At 69.1% G+C, this 16,334-nt stretch carries 18 protein-coding genes; 8 read left to right on the plus strand and 10 right to left on the minus strand.

What is annotated here, in order from left to right; all coding sequences use genetic code 11:
- Positions 1–128: 128 nt before the first annotated feature.
- The 4 genes from ACEN9N_RS27220 to ACEN9N_RS27235 are packed head-to-tail and all read right to left on the minus strand — an operon-like array spanning position 129 to position 2,027.
- Positions 129–446, minus strand: coding sequence for a GNAT family N-acetyltransferase (locus tag ACEN9N_RS27220; protein ID WP_007829899.1), 318 nt, complete (start codon positions 444–446; stop codon positions 129–131).
- On the minus strand, positions 443–937 hold the full coding sequence (locus ACEN9N_RS27225; RefSeq protein WP_007829901.1) for a nuclear transport factor 2 family protein: 495 nt from the start codon (positions 935–937) through the stop codon (positions 443–445). Before ACEN9N_RS27225 ends, ACEN9N_RS27220 begins: the two co-directional genes overlap by 4 nt.
- A 29-nt stretch (positions 938–966) precedes the next feature.
- Positions 967–1,506: a CinA family protein gene (locus tag ACEN9N_RS27230; RefSeq protein WP_495654957.1), complete on the minus strand. Its 540-nt coding sequence runs from the start codon at positions 1,504–1,506 to the stop codon at positions 967–969.
- Positions 1,500–2,027 carry a phosphatidylglycerophosphatase A family protein gene (locus tag ACEN9N_RS27235; RefSeq protein WP_007829904.1) on the minus strand — a complete coding sequence of 176 codons (528 nt, stop codon included), beginning with the start codon at positions 2,025–2,027 and terminating at the stop codon, positions 1,500–1,502. The genes ACEN9N_RS27230 and ACEN9N_RS27235 overlap by 7 nt, the downstream gene beginning before the upstream one ends.
- A gap of 172 nt (positions 2,028–2,199) precedes the next feature.
- Here ACEN9N_RS27235 and ACEN9N_RS27240 point away from each other — a divergent pair, with 172 nt between their 5' ends.
- Entirely contained in the window at positions 2,200–3,651 is a 1,452-nt protein-coding gene (locus tag ACEN9N_RS27240; RefSeq protein WP_495654958.1) for an MFS transporter, read from the plus strand.
- 36 nt (positions 3,652–3,687) lie between these two features.
- Entirely contained in the window at positions 3,688–4,398 is a 711-nt protein-coding gene (locus ACEN9N_RS27245) for a DUF3053 domain-containing protein (RefSeq protein ID WP_495654959.1), read from the plus strand.
- A gap of 20 nt (positions 4,399–4,418) precedes the next feature.
- Here ACEN9N_RS27245 and thiL read toward each other — a convergent pair whose 3' ends face one another.
- Complete coding sequence (gene thiL / locus ACEN9N_RS27250) at positions 4,419–5,375, minus strand: thiamine-phosphate kinase (RefSeq protein ID WP_007829915.1); 957 nt, start codon at positions 5,373–5,375, stop codon at positions 4,419–4,421.
- 122 nt (positions 5,376–5,497) lie between these two features.
- On the opposite strand from thiL, the gene ACEN9N_RS27255 reads away from it, so the two are divergent.
- Both ACEN9N_RS27255 and ACEN9N_RS27260 read left to right on the plus strand, forming a co-directional pair.
- The gene (locus tag ACEN9N_RS27255; RefSeq protein ID WP_495654960.1) at positions 5,498–6,451 is read left to right on the plus strand and encodes a hypothetical protein; all 954 of its coding nucleotides are present in this window, start codon (positions 5,498–5,500) and stop codon (positions 6,449–6,451) included.
- Entirely contained in the window at positions 6,448–6,672 is a 225-nt protein-coding gene (locus ACEN9N_RS27260) for a hypothetical protein (protein WP_007829918.1), read from the plus strand. Before ACEN9N_RS27255 ends, ACEN9N_RS27260 begins: the two co-directional genes overlap by 4 nt.
- Before the next feature lie 40 nt (positions 6,673–6,712).
- On the opposite strand, the gene ACEN9N_RS27265 is transcribed toward ACEN9N_RS27260, so the two are convergent.
- The 3 genes from ACEN9N_RS27265 to apaG form a co-directional block, all read right to left on the minus strand.
- Positions 6,713–7,927, minus strand: a complete 1,215-nt coding sequence (locus ACEN9N_RS27265; RefSeq protein WP_007829920.1) for a YbdK family carboxylate-amine ligase — start codon at positions 7,925–7,927, stop codon at positions 6,713–6,715.
- Positions 7,924–9,195 (minus strand): cation:proton antiporter, encoded by a 1,272-nt coding sequence (locus ACEN9N_RS27270; RefSeq protein WP_007829922.1) that lies wholly within the window; start codon positions 9,193–9,195, stop codon positions 7,924–7,926. The genes ACEN9N_RS27265 and ACEN9N_RS27270 overlap by 4 nt, the downstream gene beginning before the upstream one ends.
- A gap of 148 nt (positions 9,196–9,343) precedes the next feature.
- On the minus strand, positions 9,344–9,739 hold the full coding sequence (gene apaG, locus ACEN9N_RS27275; protein ID WP_007829924.1) for a Co2+/Mg2+ efflux facilitator ApaG/CorD: 396 nt from the start codon (positions 9,737–9,739) through the stop codon (positions 9,344–9,346).
- Between the two features lie 59 nt (positions 9,740–9,798).
- Here apaG and rpe point away from each other — a divergent pair, with 59 nt between their 5' ends.
- Positions 9,799–10,494, plus strand: a complete 696-nt coding sequence (gene rpe, locus ACEN9N_RS27280; protein WP_495654961.1) for a ribulose-phosphate 3-epimerase — start codon at positions 9,799–9,801, stop codon at positions 10,492–10,494.
- Here rpe and ACEN9N_RS27285 read toward each other — a convergent pair.
- Complete coding sequence (locus ACEN9N_RS27285) at positions 10,484–10,756, minus strand: hypothetical protein (RefSeq protein ID WP_007829926.1); 273 nt, start codon at positions 10,754–10,756, stop codon at positions 10,484–10,486. The two genes, rpe and ACEN9N_RS27285, sit on opposite strands and share 11 nt — an antisense overlap.
- A 149-nt stretch (positions 10,757–10,905) precedes the next feature.
- Between ACEN9N_RS27285 and ACEN9N_RS27290 the strand changes: the two genes are divergently transcribed.
- The 3 genes from ACEN9N_RS27290 (at position 10,906) to ligD (ending at position 15,508) form a co-directional block, all read left to right on the plus strand.
- Positions 10,906–11,907, plus strand: a complete 1,002-nt coding sequence (locus tag ACEN9N_RS27290; RefSeq protein WP_495654962.1) for a succinylglutamate desuccinylase/aspartoacylase family protein — start codon at positions 10,906–10,908, stop codon at positions 11,905–11,907.
- Between the two features lie 73 nt (positions 11,908–11,980).
- Entirely contained in the window at positions 11,981–12,949 is a 969-nt protein-coding gene (ku, locus tag ACEN9N_RS27295; protein ID WP_495654963.1) for a non-homologous end joining protein Ku, read from the plus strand.
- A gap of 15 nt (positions 12,950–12,964) precedes the next feature.
- The gene (gene ligD / locus ACEN9N_RS27300; protein ID WP_495654964.1) at positions 12,965–15,508 is read left to right on the plus strand and encodes a DNA ligase D; all 2,544 of its coding nucleotides are present in this window, start codon (positions 12,965–12,967) and stop codon (positions 15,506–15,508) included.
- A gap of 7 nt (positions 15,509–15,515) precedes the next feature.
- Here ligD and ACEN9N_RS27305 read toward each other — a convergent pair whose 3' ends face one another.
- Complete coding sequence (locus ACEN9N_RS27305) at positions 15,516–16,334, minus strand: transglutaminase-like domain-containing protein (protein WP_007829931.1); 819 nt, start codon at positions 16,332–16,334, stop codon at positions 15,516–15,518.

The raw sequence follows: 16,334 nt of genomic DNA on the forward strand, positions 1-16,334 counted from the left end.
GGGCTTTTGACGGGGCGTGTTCCTCGGGGCGCGATCGTTCAGAGCACCCGGTGCCCTGCGCACGCGCGCTGAACAAGAACTCCCGGAACACAAACAGAGCAGCCCGGGAGCCCGGGAGCGGGCCCCGTTCAGATCTTGAAGGCGCGCTGGATGTCCGGCCGCACGAGGTCGGCGTACTCGCGGTGCTTGCGGATGTAGCCCGCGATGAACTGGCACACCGGGATCACATGCAGCCCCTTCTCGCGCGCCTCGTCGAGCACGTGCCTCGCGATGCCCGAGCCCACGCCCTTGCCTTCGTGCTCCGGCAGCACCTCGGTGTGCGTGAACATGATCGCGTCGGTCAGCAGGTTGTATTCGGCGTAGGCGGCGAGCTTGCCGTCGAGCACGGCCTCGTAGCGGTGCTGCGCTTCGTTGTTGGAAAAGGCGATGGCGGTGTTGTTGCTCATGGCTGGCGTGCAAGAAAAGTGGCGAGATTGGCCGCGGCGGTGGCGCGCACCTTGTTGCGCAGCATGGGCGTCCAGCCCAGCAGCAGGCCCGGCGTGCCGAGCGCCTGGCGCGACCAGGTCCAGAACGGGAAGCTGTCGCGGTGCGTCGCGATCAGCCCCTCGGGCGTGAAGGTGAAGTGCGCGTCGATGCTGTTGTCGACGAGGCGGCCGGTGGCGCCGAAGCGGTAGTGCGCATCCCAGTGGGCGCTGCCGCTGGTGTCGTCGGCCTTCACGTCGCGCCAGCTCAGGCGCCACACGTCGGCGCCCTTGGCCTTCGTGGCCGAGGTCAGCATGCGCCACATGCCGCCCACCTCGCGCTGCCCGCGCAGCGAGAAGGCCTCGTCGTCGAACACCGCATCGCTTGCGTAGCAGGCCTTCATGGCGGCGCCGTCGAGCTTCGCGAAGGCGCTGTAGAAGCGCTCGATGGTCTGGGCGTTGGTGGCTGCTGTCATGAGTCCTCTCGGGTTTGTGAAAAATCGGGTCAGCGGCCGAGCAACTCGACCAGCGTCTGCAGTGCGTACCGCACCGTGGCCGCGCGCACCGTGGCGCGGTCGCCGTCGAAGCGGCGGCGCTCGGTGCGCACGTCGCCATCGACCGACCAGCCGAACCACACCGTGCCCACCGGCTTGTCGGGCGTGCCGCCGGTCGGCCCTGCCACACCGGTCACGGCCAGTGCCACGCGCGAAGGCGACGAATGCGCGATCGCGCCCGTGGCCATCGCGCGCGCCACCGGCTCGCTGACCGCGCCGTGCGCCGCGATCACCGCCGCGTCCACGCCCAGCAGTTCGGTCTTGGCCTCGTTCGAATAGGTGATGAAGCCGCGCTCGAACCACGCGCTGGAACCGGCCAGCTCGGTGCAGGCCGCGCCGATCAGCCCGCCCGTGCAGCTTTCGGCGGTGGCCAGCATCCAGCCTTTTTTCTGCAGCAGGCCGGCCAGCGCCACGACCAGCGCGGGCGTGTCGTGGTCCGCGAGCGTCGGCAACGTTGAAGAAGAAGAGGAAGAGTCCATCGGGTTCACCATGCGCGCCAGAGTGCAATGACCAGCAGCGTGCAGAACGCCGCCACCAGGTCGTCGAGGATGATGCCGAAGCCCGCGTGCCACCAGCGCACCTGCGCCGCGTCGCGCTGCTTGAACAGCGCATCGGCCCAGGCCACCGGGCCGGGCTTGGCGGCATCGAAATAACGGAACAGCGCGAAGGCGACGGCCTGCGCGAGGAGGCCGGCCGGCGTCACCAGCCAGAGCACGATCCAGAAGGCGATCACCTCGTCCCACACCACGGCGCCGGGGTCGGCCACGTTCATGTCGCGCGCAGTCACGGTGCAGGCCCACCAGCCGATGGGCAGCGAGGCCGCGATGATCCAGCCGATGGTGGCCGGCGTGAACCACAGCTGCATCACCGAGAACGCCGCCCAGGCCCACAGAGTGCCCACGGTGCCCGGCGCGATGCGCGGCAGGCCCGAGCCGAAGCCCAGCGCGATGAAGTGCGCGGGATGCGAGAGCAGAAAGCGCAGCGTGGCGCGGCGCATCGAGGGTTGGGGCATGGCGCCGGAGGTGGTGGTCGTGGAGGAAGAAGAAGCGGCTTGCATCGGGGCAGGAGTGTCGCGCATCCGGGCCGGCACGGTTCGGCGCAGTTTTTATTTATCAAAGCAATAGCTTGTTTAATTGACCGTGCGCGCCTAGCATCCAGGCTTCTTTCCGACTTCGTTGCTTGCCATGTCCTCCTCCTCCTCCTCCGCACTGCGCTCCCCACCTCCCATCGCCGCATGGAGCGAGCTGTTCAGTGGCCGCAACGGCTGGCGCGCGCTCGCGCTGACCGGCGGCGTCGCGCTGCACGCCGTCAACGTGCACATCGTGACCACGGTGCTGCCGTCGGTGGTGCGCGAGATCGGCGGGCTCGACTGGTATGCCTGGAGCACGACGCTCTTCGTGGTCGGCTCGATCCTCGGCGCCACGCTGTCGGTGCGGCTGCTCGCGGTGCTGGGCCCGCGCGGAGCGTGCCTGGCGGCGCTGGCGGTGTTCGGCGCCGGTTCGGCAGGCTGCGCGCTCGCGCCGGCCATGCCGTGGATGCTCGCGGGGCGCGCGGTGCAGGGGTTGGGCGGCGGGTTGCTCGCGGCGCTGAGCTACGGGCTGATCCAGCTGGTGTTCGAGCAGCGGCTGTGGCCGCGCGCGGTGGCGCTGGTGTCGGGCATGTGGGGCGTCGCCACGCTGTGCGGGCCGGCCGTGGGCGGGCTGTTCGCGCAGGCCGGGCATTGGCGCTGGGCCTTCTGGTTCCTGCTGCCGGTGGCGGCGGCGCAGGCATTGCTGGTGCTCGTGCAATTGCGGCCCGAGATGGGTGTGAAGTACGCGCGGCCCGCCACGCCGCCGCGTGTGCCGATGCTGCAGATCGGCCTGCTCGCGGCTTCGGTGCTGGTGATCGCAGCCAGTGGTTTGTGGGCCGACCTGCTCCGGCAGGCCGCCGGCCTGGCACTGGGCCTGGCCATCGGCTTCGCGGCCACCCGCATCGACAGCCGCGCCGCCGTGCGCGTGCTGCCGCGCGGCGCGTATGCGATGAGCGCGCCGCTGGGCGCCATCTACGCGAGCGTGGCGCTGCTGCTGATCGGCACGGAAACCGAGATCTTCGTGCCGTACTTCCTGCAGCTGCTGCACGGCCATTCGCCGCTCATGGCGGGTTACCTCGCGGCCGCGATGGCGGGCGGCTGGAGCGCGGGTTCGCTGCTGTCCTCGGGCCGCAGTGGCACGGGAGCCGACCGCATGCTGCGCGCCGGCCCGGTGATCTGCACGCTGGGGCTGTTGGCACTCGCGTGGCTGCTGCCGTCGCAGGAATTCTTCGGTGCCGGTTTCGAGACCCTGCTGATCGCCGTCGCGCTGGCGGCCGTGGGGCTCGGTGTGGGCATCGGCTGGCCGCACCTGATCACGCGCGTGATGTCGCTGGCGCCCAAAGGTGACGAAGGCCTGGCCTCCGCTTCGATCACCACCGTGCAGCTCTACGGCATGGCCGTGGGCGCGGCCGTGGCCGGACTGGTGGCGAATGCGGCGGGGCTGGCCGTGCCGGGCGGTGTCGAAGGCGCGCAATCGGCGGCCCTCTGGCTGTTCGCGGGTTTCGCGCTTGCGCCGGCCGCCGCGGTGTGGCTCGCATGCCGCGCCGTCGCGAAGCGCTCCCTATAATTTTTGCCACCACAACACGCGGGAGGGCCTCTGCCCATGAGAACTTTCATTCGACGTCTCGGGGCCCTGTCGCTCCTCATGGCCTTCGGCCTTGCACTGGTCGCCTGCGGCAACAAGGAAGCCGAGCAGCGCAAGGCCTTCACGGCCTTCCTGCAGACCCGCGTGCTCGACAAGCCCGGCCTGCGCGTGCCGATGCCCACGGAAGAAGAGAAAGCCTCTTTCGGCGACTACGCGAAGCACTACGCGGTGATCACCGATTTCAACGAAGGCATGAACAAGTCGGTGAGCCAGCCCATGACGCAGATCATGGCCAAGGGCGCGCTGCGTTCCATCGCCGACCTGGCCTCGCGCCGCGACGACCTCAAGGCCGCGAAGGACGGACTGAACGGCCTGCGCAGCGCGCTCGACCAGCAGACCGCCAAGGCCGATGCCGCGCACGCGCAGCTCAAGCAGCCCGACGACCTGAAGCCGGTCTACGACAAGGCCTTCGACAAGACCGTGACCACGCCGGCCGGCACCTTCAAGGAAGTGTTCCCCGCGCTCGACACGGTGTTCGACAGCGCGCTGGCCATTGGCGACTTCCTCGAGAAGAACAAGTCGAAGATCCAGGTTTCGGGCACCACGGTCACCGTGGCCGACCCGGCCGTGCAGGCCGAGCTCAACAAGATGCTTCAGCAGCTGAACGGGCAATCGGCTGCGATCAATGCGGCACAGCGAAAAATGCAGGCGATGGTGCAAGGCTCCTGAGCCGCGCGCGGCTCAGGCCTTCAGACGAAGTGGTCGAAGGAGCCGAAGCGCTGTGACACCGGCGCGCCGGCTGCATCGACGATGCGCAGGCCGGCATCGGCCTCGATGCGGCCGATGCGCGTGACGCAGGTGGCGCTGTCTTCTCCGGCTTGCTCTACTGCGGCGCGCGCCGACGGCGCAGCGGTGAAGACCAGTTCGTAGTCGTCGCCGCCCGAGAGCGCGCAGGTGCGCAGGATCTCGGTGCTCAGGCTGGGGACTTCGGCAGCGATCAAGGCCGTCGCCGCATCGGCATCGAGCGTGGCACCCACACCGCTCGAAGCGAGGATGTGGCCCAGGTCGCCGATCAACCCGTCGCTCACGTCCACCGCCGACGAGGCGATGCCGCGCAGCGCCAGCCCGAGCGCCACGCGCGGCGTGGGCTGCTCCATGCGCGCGCGGGCCGACTCGAAGGCTTCGGCCGGCAGCGCGACCGTGCCGCGAAAGGCTTCGAGCGCCAGCCGCGCGTCGCCCAGCGTGCCGCTCACCCAGATGTCGTCGCTCGCACGCGCGCCCGAACGCAGCAGCGCCGCGCCGGCCGGCACCTCGCCGAACACCGTGATGCAGATGTTGAGCGGCCCGCGCGTGGTGTCGCCGCCCACCAGCTCGCAGCCGTGCGCGTCGGCCAGCGAGAACAGGCCGCGCGAGAAGCCTTCGAGCCAGGGCTCGTCGACACCCGGCAGTGCCAGCGCGAGCGTGAAGGCCAGCGGCTTCGCGCCGCAGGCCGCAAGGTCGCTGAGGTTCACCGCCAGCGCCTTGTGGCCCAGTCGCGCCGGATCGACGGTCGAGAGAAAGTGCCGGCCCTCGACCAGCATGTCGCAGGACACCGCGAGCTGCATGCCCGGTGCCGGCGCGAGCAATGCGCAGTCGTCGCCCACGCCGAGCGGGGAGCGCGTGGCGGGGCGCTTGAAGTAGCGTGTGATCAGGTCGAATTCACCCATGCAGCGAGCATAAGCGGTGGCCGTGGCGCTGGCCTGCAGGCACGGCGGCGGCGTTCGGGTAGATTCGCCGTGGCGCCCGCCTTTCACTGCCGAAGTCTTCTTGAAATAGAAAGTTCTCGACCATGGCTGAAACCGTTTCCGTGTCACCCGCCACCATGTCCACGACCGAGCGCGTCGGCGAGGCGATGCGCAGGGCCCTGCCCCTGCTGCCCGGCGAGGCGCGCCAGACCGTCGAGGCCATGCTGGAGCCGGCCGCGCTGGCCATCGTGGCCGCCACGCTGGTTGTGTGGGCCGGCTCGCACTTCTTCGGTGTCGGCGAAGTGGTCGACGTGATCCTGCTCGTGGTGGGGTTCGCCGCGCTCGGTACGGCGGTGTTTTCGGGCGCCAGCGAGCTTTACGACTTCGCGCAGAAGTCGGTCAACGCCGGCTCCGACGCCGATCTCGACGAGGCCGCGAAGCACTTCGCCAAGGCGGTGATGCTGCTCGGCATCTCCACGATCCAGGCCCTGCTGCTGCGCGGCGCGGTCAAGCCGGTGGTGGCCCGCGGCATGCCCAGGATCGAGCCGCTGCCCGATGTCGGCCTGCCGCCGCCGCCCGGAGGCCCTCGCTTGCAGCTGAGTCGCCCGCGCTCGATGGCGGGCGGCGCGCTCGGCGGCACCGACATGTACGGTGCCGTCACCGTCGCGCGCAACCAGAGCCTGACAGAGCAGCGCATCACGCTGTTCCATGAACTCGTGCATCGCTACTTCGCGCCGCGCACCGGTCCGCTGCGGCAATTGCGCGCGCAGCTGCGATGGAATGCCTATTCCAAGTCGGCGCTGCTGCGCTACCTCGAAGAGGCGATGGCCGAGGGCTACGGCCAGCTGCGCGTGCACGGGCTGGCGCAGGCGCTCGGGGCCTATCGCTTTCCGGTCCAGTTCGGCTATGTGACCGTCTCGCAGATGCAGGTCGAAGGCATGGCGATCGGCACCATCATCCTGGGCGGCACCAGCTTCTGGGTCAGCGTGAGCGACGGGCCGATCCCGCCGAACGCTGCGCTGCCACCGCTGCCACCGCTGCCGCCGGGGTCGCGATGATCGACGAGAAAGAGGCCGTCGCTCTGGCGCGCGCCGCCGCCACTGCGGCTGGCTGGGCCTTCGTCGAGCCGGTGCAGGCGCGGCTGCGCAAGCCCTGGTTCGGCAAGGGCGCGGGGCGTTGGGAGATCAACAGCAACGCGATGGCGTTCGGTGCGCGCGCGCGCTTCGTGATCGACGCGGTCGACGGCCGCATCCTCGACAAGGGCTACATCCCGCGCTGAAGGCCGCGCGGCCGCCGCTCCAGGTGCAGCGGGCCCGCGCTCAGGCCGCCGCGCCCCTGAACCGCAGCGCCGCCTGCCGCACCACCTCCGCCAGCAGCCGCTCCTTGCCCTGCTTCTCGCGCAGCCACCGCGCATCGTTGCGGTTGGCCTCCACGCTGGTGCGCAGCTCGCCCAGCGCCTGTGTGGCGTTGAGCGCCTCGCTGTGCCATTCGAGCTGCGTCATCGTCATCAGGATGTGGTCGCGCAGCGGCATGTGCTGGCCGGTGGCCGGGTCGACGTACACCGCGTCGAGGCCGAAGCGGCAGGCCTGGAAGCGGTTGTAGGTGTAGACGAGGTAGTCGTCCTCGGTCGGCGCGAAGGGCTGCTCCTGCAGGAACCATGCGGCCAGCGACTGCACGTAGCCCGCGAGCGCGGCGGCGCGCTCGATGGTGAGCGGCGTGTCGAACACGCGGATCTCGATGGTGCCGAACTCGGGCTTGGGGCGGATGTCCCAGTAGAAGTCCTTCATGCTGCGCACGACGCCGGTGCGGGTCATGCGCTCGAAGTAGGCCTCGAACTCCTTCCAGCTCGTGGTGAAAGGCGCGCGGCCCGACAGCGGGAACGCGAACACCGAGTTCAGCCGCGCCGAGTCGAACTGCGTGTCCTGCCCCTGCACGAACGGCGAAGACGCCGACAGCGCGATGAAGTGCGGGATGTAGCGCGACATGCGGTGCAGCATCAACAACGCCGCATCGGCGTCGGGGCAGCCGATGTGCACGTGCTGGCCGAAGATGGTGAACTGCTTGCTCAGGTAGCCGTACAGCTCCGACAGTTCGCGAAAGCGCGGCTTGTCGTAGATGCGCCGCTCGTGCCACTGCTGGAAGGCATGCGTGCCGCCGCCGACCACCGCGATGTTGAGCTTGTCGGCGTTCTTGATGAGCGCCTCGCGGATCGGCGAGAGCTGCGTGATCACGTCCTGCGCCGAGTGGCAGATGTCGGTCGAGATCTCGATCATGCTCGAGGTCATCTCGGGCACCACGCTGCCGGGCAGCGGGGTCTGCGCCATCAGCCGCAGCATGTCTTCGGCGTACGGGGCAAGGTCGTAGTCGTGCGTGTTCACGAGCTGCAGCTCCAGCTCCACGCCGAGCGACAGCGCCTCCGACTTGTTGAAGGGTTCGAGCTTGACCGCGCGGCTTTCGGGGTCCGATGGCAGCGGCGCCGAGCGGACGTCGTCGCTGTCCGGGTCGACAGGGGTGTTGCTGGCTGCGGCGCTCATCGCTGGGTGTCCTCCGTGATGCTGAAGGCCTGGGGCGCCCAGGGCACCGAACTCTCGCCCACCGCGTGGATGGCCACCGTGGCGAGCACCGCGCCCACCACCTCCATCAACAGGATCGAGGGCAGGGCCACCTGCGTGATCATCGTGCCCAGCAGGGGCGAGGCGGTGGCGAAGTTGGAGGCGATGAGCAGCGCGATCGACGACAGCGGCGACATCGCGCAGCCGACCCAGAAGGCCTGCTTCCAGCTCGCGCCGCTGCCCGGGTTGGCAATGGCCACGCCCGAGATCTTGGCCAGCAGGCGCACGCCGATCACGGCCACCACCACGCTGGCCACCGGCAACGTCCAGTCGGCCTGGGCCGCCACGATCGACACCAGCACGAACATCAGCATGGTGAGCAGCGAGGCGGCAGTGCCCAGCTGCCGCTGCCAGGCCCACGGCTTGGGGTTGAGCGTCTTCAGCAGCACGCCGCCGATCAGGGCCGCCAGCGGCGCCGAGCCGCCGATGTGCGCGGTGAGCGCGGCGCCCGCCGCGATGATCGCCAGCAGCAGGATCGACGTGTTCTCGCTCGATGGGCTCATCACCCGCAGCGCCGAGCGCAGCGCCAGCGCCATGACCCCGCCGACCACGAACGAGAGGCCCAGCACCACCGCCACCGGATAGAGCTTCTGCAGCATCGTCTGCGGCGCGCGCTCGATCAGCCCGGCCTGCGCGTAGCCCAGCGCCAGCGCATAGAAGGTGTTGAGCGTGGCCAGCGTCATCGCGCGCTCGGTCACGGGGCCGGCGGCGCGGGTGTCGATGATCACGCGGCTGAGCACCGCGGGCGAGGCGACGATGGCCATCAGCGCGATCGGGTTGGCCACCGGCTCTGGCAGGCCCAGCAGCGTCAGCACCCAGTACACGCCGAAGTAGGTCAGCGTGGCTTCGAGCAGGCTCTGCACCAGCACCATTGGGTTGTGGCGGAACCAGCGCAGCGGCAGCCGCCCGCCGGCCTCGAACAGCACCACGGCCACGCCGAGTTCGAGCAGGAAGAGGCTGATGCCGCGCAGCGGCCAGATCGCGCCTTCGAAGCCGGCGAAGCCCACCACCGCGCCGACCAGCGAGTAGCCGATCACCTTGGGCAGCCCCAGGTAGCGTTGCACGAGGTGGCCGGAAGCCGCCGCCACCGCCAGCAGCAGCGACCATAGAACGGTGGGCAGGCCCGCCGAGGGGCGCACCCATTCGGACCAGAAGCCCAGCAGATCGTTGAGGAAGCTAGTCAAATTCATCCAGAAGAAGGAAAAAGCCCTGCGGCGCCGAGGAAGGCGCCGATGCGGGGTTGTAACGCATGGTCGAGTCCATGGGGTGCAGGACAAAGGCGTTTTCTGTCCATCCGGCGATTTGATCGCCGGAGAACGCCGCGGCGCAAGAGGTTACCTAGTGCAGCACGCGCGATACGGGGGCGCCGCCGATGTCGGCTTCGAGCACGAACATCGGAATGGGCACGTCGAAACGCTCGCCTTCCTCGGTCACCACGAAGTAGCTGCCGTGCATCGTGCCGCTCGGCGCCTGCAGGCGGCAGCCGCTCGTGTAGCGGAAGGATTCGCCGGGCGCAAGCAGCGGCTGCTGCCCGATCACGCCCAGGCCCTTGACCTCCTGCGCATGGCCAGAGGCATCGTTGATCAGCCAGTGGCGGGCGATCAGCTGGGCGGCCACCGAGCCCGTGTTGGTGACGGTGACCGTATAGGAAAAGGTGTAGATGTTGTCCTTGGCGGACGACTGGTCGGCCAGGAAGCGCGGTTCGACCTGTACGCTGAAGGGGCTGTGCGGCATGGGCGCATGGTAACGGAGGCCGTTGGTCGGACTTGCGGCGGCTGCGAGAATCAAGGGTTATGAGCATCCCGTTCCGCATCGCGCCCTCCATCCTGTCCGCCGATTTCGCGCACCTCGGCAAAGAACTCACCGACGTGATCGCGGCCGGCGCCGACTGGATCCACTTCGACGTGATGGACAACCACTACGTGCCGAACCTGACCTTCGGCCCGATGATCTGCCAGGCGCTCAAGCCCTACGCCAAGACCGCTGCCGGCGCACCGGTGCCCATCGACGTGCACCTGATGATCCAGCCGGTTGACGCACTGGCGGCCTCTTTCGCGCAAGCGGGCGCCGACTACATCAGCTTCCACCCCGACGCATCGCCGCACACGCACCGCAGCATCCAGGCCATCAAGGCGGCCGGCTGCAAGGCGGGGCTGGTGTTCAACCCCGGCCTGGGGCTCGAAGCGCTCGACTGGGCCATCGACGACATCGACCTGATCCTGATCATGAGCGTGAACCCCGGCTTCGGCGGCCAGAGCTTCATCGACTCGGCGCTGCGCAAGATCGAACTCGCGCGCAAGCGCATCGAGCAGAGCGGACGCGACATCCGCCTCGAGGTGGACGGCGGCATCAAGGCCGACAACATCGCGCGCGTGGCCTCGGCCGGCGCCGACACCTTCGTGGCCGGCAGCGCGATCTTCAACGCCAAGGACTACGGCGCGGTCATCGCCGACATGCGCAGGCAGCTGGCCGGCGTCGTCAGCGCCTGACCTTTCCGCCGCCTTCGACGCTGTCCGCCTCCAGCGCGCGGTCGGTGTCGACCAGTCCGCGCTCGACGTCTTCTTGGGCCTGGCGGCCCACCCTGGGTGGCTGGCCGTCCTGTGTCTGCTGGCTGTCGGACGACTGGTCGCGCTCGTGCGGCAGGCGCGGCGCCGATTCGCCGCCTTGCTCCACCTTGGTCTTGCCGCCGCCGGCGTCCTTCAGGGGGTCGGCCGGCGTCGTCTTGCTCTTGCTGCTCTTGCTGGGGGTCATGCGTGGCTCCTTCGATGAGGAACGAGCCTGCGCCGCCGCCGCCGCCGGGGCGGTAGGAAATACGAGGCTGCCCCTGTAGGTGTCCGCTCGGCGCTATGAAATGGGTAGCGCCTTTGCACGCATGGAAGGGCCTCCGCAATAATCCCCCGATGTCCTCCGATCCTTTTGCCGGCGTGGCCACCGACAGCTTGCGCATCCACGCCTTCGCCTCGTTGAACCCCGGTCCCCGGCTGCTCGTGATGGGTGGCGTGCACGGCGACGAAATCTCCGGCACCCTGGGCATCGAGCGCATCCTGGCCGAGTTCGATGCCGGCACGCTGCAGCTGCGGCGCGGGGAACTGACGATGGTGCCCGTCGCCAATCCATTGGCCCGGCGCCGCTTGCAGCGCGAGGGCGAGCGCAACCTCAACCGCCTGTTCCGCCCGACCGAGGCGCCGGTCGACTACGAAGCCCGCGTCACCAATGTGCTGGCCCCGCTGATCGCGCGCCACGAGGTGCTGCTCGACCTGCATTCCTTCCAGAGCGAGGGCGAGGCCTTCGCGATGATCGGCCCGCGCGACAACAACGGCGCGCTGGAGCCCTTTGCACGCGCATACGAGGAAGGCCAGCTCGCGCTGCACATCGGCACGCCCATCGTGGTGGAAGGCTGGCTCGACATCTACGCCGCCGGCCTCGCGCAGCGCGCGGGCGGCGTGCCGGCCGACGAGGCCGCGCTCGACTTCGGCCGCGGCACCAACGAATACATCCGCAGCCGCGGCGGCTACGGCGTCACGCTCGAGTGCGGCCAGCACCTGGACCCGCAGGCGCCCGAAGTGGCATGGCGCGCCATCCGCCGCACGCTCGCGCTGCTGGGCATGGCGGCGCTGCCCGAAGGGCTGTCGGGCGGGCCCGCGCAGCCGCCGAAACTGCTGCGCCTGGCCAGCGTGACCGACCGCCTGCACGAAGAAGACAGCTTCGTGCGCGACTGGGCCACCTTCGACGAAGTGCTGCGCGGCGAGCCCATCGGCATGCGCCACGACGGCACGCTGGTGAGCGCGCCCGACGACGGCTTCATCGTGTTTCCCAACGCGGTGGCACTGCCGGGCGCCGAGTGGTTCTACTTCGCGCGCCCGAGCGAGCGCCAGCTCGGACCCGTGGCCGGCGCGGCCTGACGGCGCCTGGGGCCGCGCTCCTACACCGCCCGGGCAGGGGCGGCGCACATTCCCAGCCTGAAGGAGTGCGTCCATGTCCATCTCGAGAAAAGCCCCCGCGCCGCGCGTCCTGTGGAAGGGCGCCATCAGCTTCGGCCTCGTCCACATCCCGGTTGCGCTGTACTCGGCCACCACCGACCACGGCATCGACTTCGACTGGCTCGACAAGCGCACCATGGACCCGGTCGGCTACAAGCGCATCAACAAGAAGACCGGCAAGGAGATCGCGCGCGAGCAGATCGTCAAGGGCATCGAGTACGAGGACGGCGAGTACGTGGTGCTCAGCGACAAGGAGATCGCGGCCGCCTATCCCAGGACCACGCAGACCATCGAGATCGAGACCTTCGTGCCGGCCAACGGCATTCCCTTCGTGTACCTGGAGCGGCCCTACTACGTGGCGCCGATCAACCGCGGCGCGAAGGTGTACGCGTTGCTGCGCGAAACCCTTCAGCGCAGCGGGCGTGTGGGCGTGGCCCGTGTCGTGATCCAGACCAAGCAGCACCTGGCGGTGCTGGTGCCCGTGGGCCCCGGCCTCGTGCTGAACCTGCTGCGCTGGGGCGCGGACATCCGGCCGTGGACCGACCTGCCGCTGCCTTCGGAAGACGCGAAGAAGGCCGGCCTGAGCGAGCGTGAGCTCAAGATGGCCACGCAGCTGGTCGACGACATGAGCGCCGACTGGGACCCCGACGAATTCAAGGACGAGTTCAAGGACGAGATCATGCGGCTGGTGGACAAGAAGGTGAAGGCCGGCCAGACCGAGACTGTCACGCAGCCCGAGCCCGAGGAAGAGCAGCGCACCGGCGAAGGCCGCGGCGCCAAGATCCTCGACCTGACCGAGCTGCTGCAGCGCAGCCTGCGCAAGGGTGGCGGCAAGCCCACCAAGGAAGAAGAGGAGGAAGAGGACGCAGAACCGGAACCGCCGCCCAAGGCCGCCGCGAAGAAGCGCAAGCCGGCCGCGAAAGCCGCGCGCAAGACCCCCGTCCGCCACCGCCGCGCCGCCTGAGTGAGACCGGCCGCGATGGGCTCCACTGCATCGACCGCGCGCAAGGCCCTGGCGCGTTACCACGGCAAGCGCGATTTCTCGCGCACGCCGGAGCCCGAGGCCGGCGGCCGGCCGGGCAAGGGCGTGTTGTCCTTCGTGATCCAGAAGCACCACGCGAGCCATCTGCACTACGACTTCCGGCTCGAACTCGACGGCACGCTCAAGAGCTGGGCAGTGCCGAAGGGCCCGTGCCTCGATCCGTCCGTGAAGCGCATGGCCGTGCACGTCGAGGACCACCCGATCTCGTACGCGGATTTCGAGGGCACGATCCCGCCGAAGCAGTACGGCGCGGGCACCGTGATCGTCTGGGACCGCGGCGACTGGCTGCCCGAGGGCGACGCGCGCAAGTCGCTCGCCGCCGGCAAGCTCAAGTTCGAACTGCGCGGCGAGAAGCTGCACGGCCACTGGACGCTGGTGCGCATGCACGGCAAGGGCGACGACAAGCATGAGCCCTGGCTGCTCATCAAGGAACGCGACGGCGAGGCGCGGGCGATCGGTGAGTACGACGTGGTCGAAGAACAGCCGGCGAGCGTGATCACCGGGCGTGGCGTGGACGAGGTGGACCAGCCGCCGAAGAAAGTCGCCGGCAAGGCGCCCGCAAAAAAGCTTGCAGGAAGAACCGAGAAAAGGACCGCGAAGAAATCCCCGCTGCCGGCCACTTTCCAGCCCCAGCTCGCCACGCTCGCGGCTTCGCCGCCTTCATCTCCCGGCGACTGGCTCTACGAGCTCAAGTTCGACGGCTACCGCCTGCTGGCGCGCATCGACCGCGGCAAGGTCCGCTGTTTCACCCGCAATGGCCACGACTGGACCGCGAAGCTGCCCGCGCTCGAGAAGGCGCTGGCGAAACTGCCCACGGCCGGCGCATGGCTCGACGGCGAGATCACCGTCGAAGGAGAGAACGGTGCGCCCGACTTCCAGGCGCTGCAGAACGCCTTCGATCGCGGCAAGACCTCGTCCATCGTCTACTGGCTGTTCGACGCGCCCTTCCTCGATGGCGAAGACCTGCGCGACATGCCGGTCGAGGAGCGCCGTGCCCGGCTCGCGCAGCTGCTCGGCCGAAAGCCGCCCGCGCCGCTGCGCCTGAGCGAGGCCTTCGACGCTTCGCCGCGCGACCTGCTCGCGTCGTCGGCGCACATCGGTTTCGAGGGCATCGTCGGCAAGCGCAAGGGATCGCCGTACGTGTCGCGCCGCTCACCCGACTGGATCAAGCTCAAGAACCAGCAGCGGCAGGAGTTCGTGATCGGCGGCTTCACCGCGCCGAAGGGCTCGCGCACCGGCTTCGGCGCCTTGCTGCTGGGCGTGCACGACGAGGCTACCGGCCGGCTGCGCTACTGCGGCAACGTGGGCACGGGCTTCGATGCGGGCCGCCTCGCCGATGTCAAGGCCCGCCTCGACAGGCTGGCCACCGACGCCTGCCCCTTCGAGCCTGCGCCGCGCGGCGTCAGGGCGCAATGGGTCAAGCCCACGCTCGTGGCCGAAATCTCGTTCGGCGAATGGACGCGCGAAAACCGCGTGCGCCAGGCCGTGTTCCAGGGGCTGCGCGCCGACAAGCCCGCGCGCGACATCCGGCGCGAGCGGCCGCAGCGGATCAGGGAGATCGAGGCCGCACCAAAGCCGAAGAACCAGGAAGCAAAGACACCCATGATCCCGAAGATCACCCACGCCGACCGCGTGATCGACAAGCACAGCGGCATCACCAAGGGCGCACTCGCGGCCTACTACGACAGCGTGGCGAAACTCATGCTGCCGCACCTGCGCGGCCGGCCGGTGTCGCTGGTGCGCGCGCCCGAGGGCGTGGGCGGCGAGCTGTTCTTCCAGAAGCACCTGCAGAACAGCGAGATCCCCGGCGTGCGCCTGCTCGATCCCGCACTCGATCCGGGCCACGAGCCGCTGCTGCAGATCGACACGAAGCAGGGCCTGCTCGGCGCCGCGCAGATGAACGTCATCGAGCTGCACACCTGGAACGCCACCTCGCGTGCCATCGGCAAGCCCGATCGCATGGCCTTCGACCTCGACCCCGGCGAGGGCGTCGCATGGCCGCAGATCCAGGAGGCCGCGACGCTGGTGCGCACGCTGCTCGACGAACTGGGCCTGCCGTGCTTCCTCAAGACCAGCGGCGGCAAGGGGCTGCACGTGGTGGTGCCGCTGCGGCGGCAGTACGACTGGGACACCGTCAAGGGCTTTTCACAGGCCGTGGTGGCGCACCTGGCCGAGACCATTCCGTCGCGCTTCGTGGCGAAGAGCGGCCCGCGCAACCGCGTGGGCAAGGTGTTCGTGGACTACCTGCGCAACGGCTTCGGCGCAACCACCGTCAGCGCATGGTCGGCGCGTTCGCGCCCGGGGCTGGGCGTGTCGGTGCCGCTTGCGTGGGACGAATTGCCGGCCTTGACCAGTGCCGCGCAGTGGACTGTCGCCAACGCGGCCGAACGCTTCGAGACCGGCAACAAGCCCTGGGCCGCCATGGAGCGCAGCCGAAAGGGGCTTGCCGCGGCGATGAAGCTGCTGGGCTATGGCAAATAGGTCGACGCTACTGAAGCACTTCCTCGGTCGTCACTTCAAAGCGCTCCAGCGTGTTCGCGCCGAATACCATCGTGATCGGCACGTCCGCCGCGTCGCGCCCGCGCGCGATCACCACGCGGCCGATGCGCGGCGTGTTGTGGCGCGCGTCGAAGGTGTGCCAGCGGTTGCCCAGGTACACCTCGAACCATGCGCTGAAGTCCATCGGAGAAGGCACCGGCGGAATGCCGATGTCGCCGAGATAGCCCGTCACGTAGCGCGCCGGAATGTTCATGCAGCGGCACAGGGTGATCGCGAGGTGCGCGAAGTCGCGGCATACGCCCGTGCCTTCGCGAAAGCCTTCCGTGGCGGTGCGCGTGGCCCGCGCGTTCCCGTAGTCGAAGCGCAGGTGCCGGTGCACGAAGTCGCAGATCGCCTGCACGCGCGACCAGCCCGGCGCCACGTTCGAGAAGTTGGCCCAGGCGAACTCCAGCAATTCGCTGTCGACCTCGCAATATCGGCTCGGCAGCACGAAGGGCAGCGTGTCCACCGGCAGGTCGGCCGCCATGTGCCCGACGGCGCCGAAGTCCACCGGGTCGGGCCAGCCGGTGTCGTACACCACCGCGCGGTTGCGCAGGCGCACGCTCTTCACTCCCGGTGGGACGTGCACGCGCGCGCAGTGGTTGCCGAATCCGTCCAGGTAATGGTCGGTGGCCAGTGGCGGGCTGAGCGTGATGTTCTCCTCCCCTTGCAGGTCCCGGGCGCGCGAGGGATGCACCTGGAGCATGTAGATCACGGCCGTGGGGGCGGTGACGCCGAGTTCGATGTCGAAACCGATTCTGATCAGCAT

It is taken from the genome of Variovorax sp. Varisp46 (assembly GCF_059491885.1).

Coding starts and splice junctions, on each gene's coding strand:
- apaG (WP_007829924.1), bottom strand. CDS start 9,739: ATGCCGCACAGCCCCTTCAGCGTACAGGTCGAACCGCGCTTCCTGGCC.
- ACEN9N_RS27260 (WP_007829918.1), top strand. CDS start 6,448: ATGATCGACGAGAAAGAGGCCGTCGCTCTGGCGCGCGCCGCCGCCACT.
- ACEN9N_RS27230 (WP_495654957.1), bottom strand. CDS start 1,506: ATGGTGAACCCGATGGACTCTTCCTCTTCTTCTTCAACGTTGCCGACG.
- ACEN9N_RS27285 (WP_007829926.1), bottom strand. CDS start 10,756: ATGACCCCCAGCAAGAGCAGCAAGAGCAAGACGACGCCGGCCGACCCC.
- ACEN9N_RS27290 (WP_495654962.1), top strand. CDS start 10,906: ATGTCCTCCGATCCTTTTGCCGGCGTGGCCACCGACAGCTTGCGCATC.
- ACEN9N_RS27305 (WP_007829931.1), bottom strand. CDS start 16,334: ATGCTGATCAGAATCGGTTTCGACATCGAACTCGGCGTCACCGCCCCC.
- rpe (WP_495654961.1), top strand. CDS start 9,799: ATGAGCATCCCGTTCCGCATCGCGCCCTCCATCCTGTCCGCCGATTTC.
- ACEN9N_RS27255 (WP_495654960.1), top strand. CDS start 5,498: ATGGCTGAAACCGTTTCCGTGTCACCCGCCACCATGTCCACGACCGAG.
- ACEN9N_RS27235 (WP_007829904.1), bottom strand. CDS start 2,027: ATGCCCCAACCCTCGATGCGCCGCGCCACGCTGCGCTTTCTGCTCTCG.
- ku (WP_495654963.1), top strand. CDS start 11,981: ATGTCCATCTCGAGAAAAGCCCCCGCGCCGCGCGTCCTGTGGAAGGGC.
- ACEN9N_RS27225 (WP_007829901.1), bottom strand. CDS start 937: ATGACAGCAGCCACCAACGCCCAGACCATCGAGCGCTTCTACAGCGCC.
- ACEN9N_RS27265 (WP_007829920.1), bottom strand. CDS start 7,927: ATGAGCGCCGCAGCCAGCAACACCCCTGTCGACCCGGACAGCGACGAC.
- ACEN9N_RS27240 (WP_495654958.1), top strand. CDS start 2,200: ATGTCCTCCTCCTCCTCCTCCGCACTGCGCTCCCCACCTCCCATCGCC.
- ACEN9N_RS27245 (WP_495654959.1), top strand. CDS start 3,688: ATGAGAACTTTCATTCGACGTCTCGGGGCCCTGTCGCTCCTCATGGCC.
- ACEN9N_RS27220 (WP_007829899.1), bottom strand. CDS start 446: ATGAGCAACAACACCGCCATCGCCTTTTCCAACAACGAAGCGCAGCAC.
- ligD (WP_495654964.1), top strand. CDS start 12,965: ATGGGCTCCACTGCATCGACCGCGCGCAAGGCCCTGGCGCGTTACCAC.
- ACEN9N_RS27270 (WP_007829922.1), bottom strand. CDS start 9,195: ATGAATTTGACTAGCTTCCTCAACGATCTGCTGGGCTTCTGGTCCGAA.
- thiL (WP_007829915.1), bottom strand. CDS start 5,375: ATGGGTGAATTCGACCTGATCACACGCTACTTCAAGCGCCCCGCCACG.